Origin of the sequence: Microcystis sp. LEGE 08355 (assembly GCF_015207185.1) — a bacterium.
Taxonomy (GTDB): Bacteria; Cyanobacteriota; Cyanobacteriia; order Cyanobacteriales; family Microcystaceae; genus Microcystis; species Microcystis panniformis.
Genome location: NZ_JADEXI010000430.1, coordinates 1 through 4003 on the forward strand (window position 1 = coordinate 1; position 4003 = coordinate 4003).

Consider the following 4003-nt stretch of genomic DNA (forward strand, 5'->3'; position numbering starts at 1 on the left):
TCTCGACTTTGTGTGATAATTTTGGCTTATGGAATCCTGAAGTGCTTATTGGGCAAAACTTTTAGGACTATTTTGCGGAATAAACTATCAGTATAGACCTACTTTCCACACAGAAACCAGAAGAGCCGATTGTTTGTGTTGCTGTACCAACGCATTTCACTTCTCAAGATTGTTCAGTTTGTGGGACGAGAGTGCAAAAAACATTAAGCACTAGAACTCATCAATGTCCTAATTGTCAAACAGTCTTAGATAGGGATCATAATGCAGCAATAAATATTCTTAAAAAAGGGTTACAATATTTGGGAAATTATCTCAACGGTACTGTTGGGCAAACAGAAACCGACCCAAACGCCTTGGGAGAGTCCGGCCTCTGGATTCTTAATGGAGACATTGAGAATCTAAGCTGTCTCGTTGAACAAGGAATTTCTAACAGCAATGTGGAAAGAATCCCCTGTCACAGCGTAGCTTGACGGTGGGAGTATGTCAAAATCAAAAAACCAACCGCAGCAGCAAGACAAGAAAGCGCAATGATTCCTACCGTTATTGAAACCACAGGCCGGGGCGAACGCGCCTTCGATATCTACTCCCGACTACTCCGGGAAAGAATCGTCTTTTTGGGACAAGAAGTAACCAGCGACCTCGCTAACCTAATTGTCGCCCAATTACTCTTTCTAGAAGCAGAAGACCCCGAAAAAGATATTTACTTGTATATCAACTCCCCTGGGGGTTCCGTTTCGGCCGGATTAGGGATTTTTGACACCATGAATCAAATCCGTCCCGATGTCAGCACCATTTGTATTGGTTTAGCCGCCAGTATGGGGGCTTTTCTCCTCAGCGCCGGCAAACCGGGCAAAAGAATGAGCCTACCCAACTCGCGGATCATGATTCACCAACCCCTCGGCGGCGCCCAAGGTCAGGCCACCGATATCGAAATTCAGGCCAAAGAAATTCTCTATCTCAAACAATTACTCAATCAACACCTAGCTAGTCATACCGGTAAACCTCTCGACCTCATCGCCGAGGATACGGAAAGGGATTTCTTTATGTCCGCCGAAGAGGCTCTAGACTATGGTTTAATCGATCAAGTGATCGATCGCAGTCCTTCTGCTTCCAACCCTCCCCAGTAATAATCATGATCGGGTAGGCCCTGTCTACCCAAATTTTTGTAAATATTTAGTAAGCAGAAATTAATCATCGATCATCGCTATTAATCTTAAGTAACAGTGAAAAGTTCTAGCGGATTGGGTTAAGATCGAGACGTAACCCGAAAAAAATTGCAACAGGAATCGGTAGAAACACCCGGTGGGTTATTAACGGAAATTTTTTTACTGGCAATCCCTATGAACTATCATCCGCCCTCACAGCCCCTGCCCGCCCCCTGTATTATTGATTCTGGCGTGGTCATCGCTAAAGAAGATATGCGTCGTCTCCTCGATGATATCGGACGAGTTCGCTACATCCATAGTCTCGAAGGGGTGATTCAGAGTGAAGGGGAGGGATGGATAGTGGAAGTTTTCGCCGATTATCAGCAAAGCACCCTAGTCGCTAACTACAGTCTTTATCTGAATACCTATAGCTTCGATTATCTGCGTTTAACCCGCTCTCCTGACGGTGAAACCTATTTTGATCTGATCCAAGACAATCGGCAATTACGGCTGATTCCCCTGAGTAATCCACTGCAAGACCCCGATATGAAAGCCCGTCTCAATGCTGATACCCTCGAAGCCATGGTTACTCAGGTACTTTCTGCTAAGTGGGATGTGCAGTTTGAAGACGAAGACGACAACGATTGCCCTTTTTAGCCAGTGAGCAGAAATACTGATAACCGATAACAAGGGCTGATTTTTCGGTAGGAGAATTGCCAGATTCTGTCTTTTGCCTCTTGCCTCTTGCCTTCAAAAGCTGATAACTGATAACTGATAACTGATAACTGAAACAGTAGGATTTTCCTTTGAACTAATCGCCCAGTGTCCCCAAACTGGTGCGCGGGTTGGGGTTTGGCATACTCCCCACGGACCGGTAGAAACACCCCGTTTTATGCCCGTGGGAACTTTGGCCACGGTGAAAGGTTTGACCCCCGCTCAAATCGCCAGCACGGGGGCGCAAATGATTCTCGCTAATACCTATCACCTGCATCTGCAGCCGGGAGAAAGTATTATCGAGAAAGCGGGAGGTTTACACGAGTTTATGGCTTGGAATCAGCCAATATTAACAGATTCGGGTGGATTTCAGGTTTTTAGCCTTAGTCAACTGCGGCAAATTAAAGAGTCGGGAGTCACCTTTCGATCGCCCCGGGACGGTAGAATAATCGAAATTACGCCAGAAAAATCGATTCAGATTCAAAATGCCCTCGGTGCTGATGTGATTATGGCCTTCGATGAATGTCCCCCCACGGGAGTCAGTCATGAGACCATGAAAGCATCCATAGAACGCACCTATCGCTGGTTAGAGCGCTGTCTGACGGCCCATCAACGACCTCAAGAACAGGCTTTATTCGCCATCGTGCAGGGGGGAATCTATGAGGATTTACGGGCAACGGCGGCGGAATCTTTAGTAAAACTCGATTTACCCGGTTATGCTATCGGTGGCGTCAGTGTAGGGGAAGAAACGACCCTAATTCATCGCATTGTCCAGATAACTGCCCCTTTACTCCCCGAAAATAAACCCCGTTACCTGATGGGAGTGGGAACCTATGGAGAAATGGCCAAGGCGATCGCTAGTGGCATAGATCTGTTTGATTGCGTCATTCCCACCCGTTTTGGTCGCCATGGCACGGCTTTAGTGCGGGGGGAGCGTTGGAACCTAAAAAATGCCCGTTTTAAGGAGGATTTCGCCCCTTTAGACGAGACTTGTCCCTGTTACACCTGTCAACACTTTAGCCGTGCCTATCTGAATCATTTAATTAAATCGGGGGAAATGTTGGGTTATATTCTCTTATCTCTGCACAATATCGCCGAATTAATCAGATTTACCCGTGAAATTCGTCAATCTATCCTCGGGGGGACTTTTGCCCAAGATTTTGCCCCTTGGCTTGAGGATGCCGTAGATGTTACCCCAACGTGATAAAATTTCAGGAAACGTTTAAAAATTTTCTTGTCAAGGTAGATAGAGAGATGGAAACTGCACTTTTGTTCGCCAAATTGCCGGAAGCATACCAAATTTTCGACCCCCTAGTCGATGTGTTGCCCCTGATTCCCCTATTTTTCCTCTTGCTGGCCTTTGTTTGGCAAGCATCCGTCGGTTTTAAATAGGGTTTGCGGCAAAAAGCTTTTCCTGGGGGCAGGGTGTGACCCCCCCAACCCCCCCGACATCGGGGGGGTTGGGGGGGTCACACCCAACAACTAACAACCAAATTAACAACTATGACCACTACTACCTTAATTCCCAATCCTGCTATTAATAATCGCTCCCGCGATGTTCAAACCGCAGAAATTGCCGATAAAACTTGGGTTTTTCGCTCCCGTACTTGGGAAAGATTAAAATTTGAAATAGAATATGCTCGTCAACGGGGAACCACCGCTAATTCCTATCTTATCTGTGGCGATAAAACTGCCTTAATCGATCCCCCTGGAGAATCCTTCACCGAAATTTATTTAGAAGAAATTCGTCAATATATCTCCTTACATCGTCTCGATTATCTGATTCTCAGTCACGTTAATCCCAACCGTATCGTCACTTTAAAGGCCTTATTAGCCGCCACCCATCAAATCACCATCCTCTGTTCTAAAGCTGCCGTCAATACCCTTAAAAATGCCTTTCCTGATGCCCAAATTTTGGGCATACGAAGCGATGAAATCCTTGATTTGGGGCAAGGTCATCAACTAAGTTTTATTAATGTCCCTACGCCGCGCTGGCCTGATGGTATCTGCACTTTTGACCAAAAAAACCAAATTTTATACAGCGATAAATTCTTTAGTGTACATCTGTGCAGTGACGCTCTTTGGGATAAAAATTGGAAAGAATTAGATGTGGATCGTCGTTATTATTTTGATTGTCTCCATGC

4 protein-coding genes and 2 pseudogenes are annotated in these 4003 nt (G+C 45.8%); all 6 read left to right on the forward strand.

What is annotated here, in order from left to right; genetic code table 11:
- Positions 1-128: 128 nt before the first annotated feature.
- A pseudogene (locus IQ242_RS18505) lies at positions 129-470 on the forward strand (zinc ribbon domain-containing protein); the annotation flags it as partial.
- 18 nt (positions 471-488) lie between these two features.
- A complete protein-coding gene (gene clpP / locus IQ242_RS18510; RefSeq protein WP_223210338.1) occupies positions 489-1127 on the forward strand; it encodes an ATP-dependent Clp endopeptidase proteolytic subunit ClpP in 639 nt (212 codons plus the stop codon).
- Positions 1128-1340: 213 nt separating this feature from the next.
- Positions 1341-1802: a hypothetical protein gene (locus IQ242_RS18515; RefSeq protein WP_039900599.1), complete on the forward strand. Its 462-nt coding sequence runs from the start codon at positions 1341-1343 to the stop codon at positions 1800-1802.
- A 124-nt stretch (positions 1803-1926) separates the two neighbouring features.
- Complete coding sequence (gene tgt / locus IQ242_RS18520; protein ID WP_193960980.1) at positions 1927-3063, forward strand: tRNA guanosine(34) transglycosylase Tgt; 1137 nt, start codon at positions 1927-1929, stop codon at positions 3061-3063.
- 50 nt (positions 3064-3113) lie between these two features.
- Positions 3114-3251, forward strand: coding sequence for a photosystem II reaction center protein K (locus tag IQ242_RS18525; RefSeq protein WP_002739211.1), 138 nt, complete (start codon positions 3114-3116; stop codon positions 3249-3251).
- A gap of 111 nt (positions 3252-3362) precedes the next feature.
- Positions 3363-4003: pseudogene (locus IQ242_RS18530) on the forward strand (FprA family A-type flavoprotein); the annotation flags it as partial.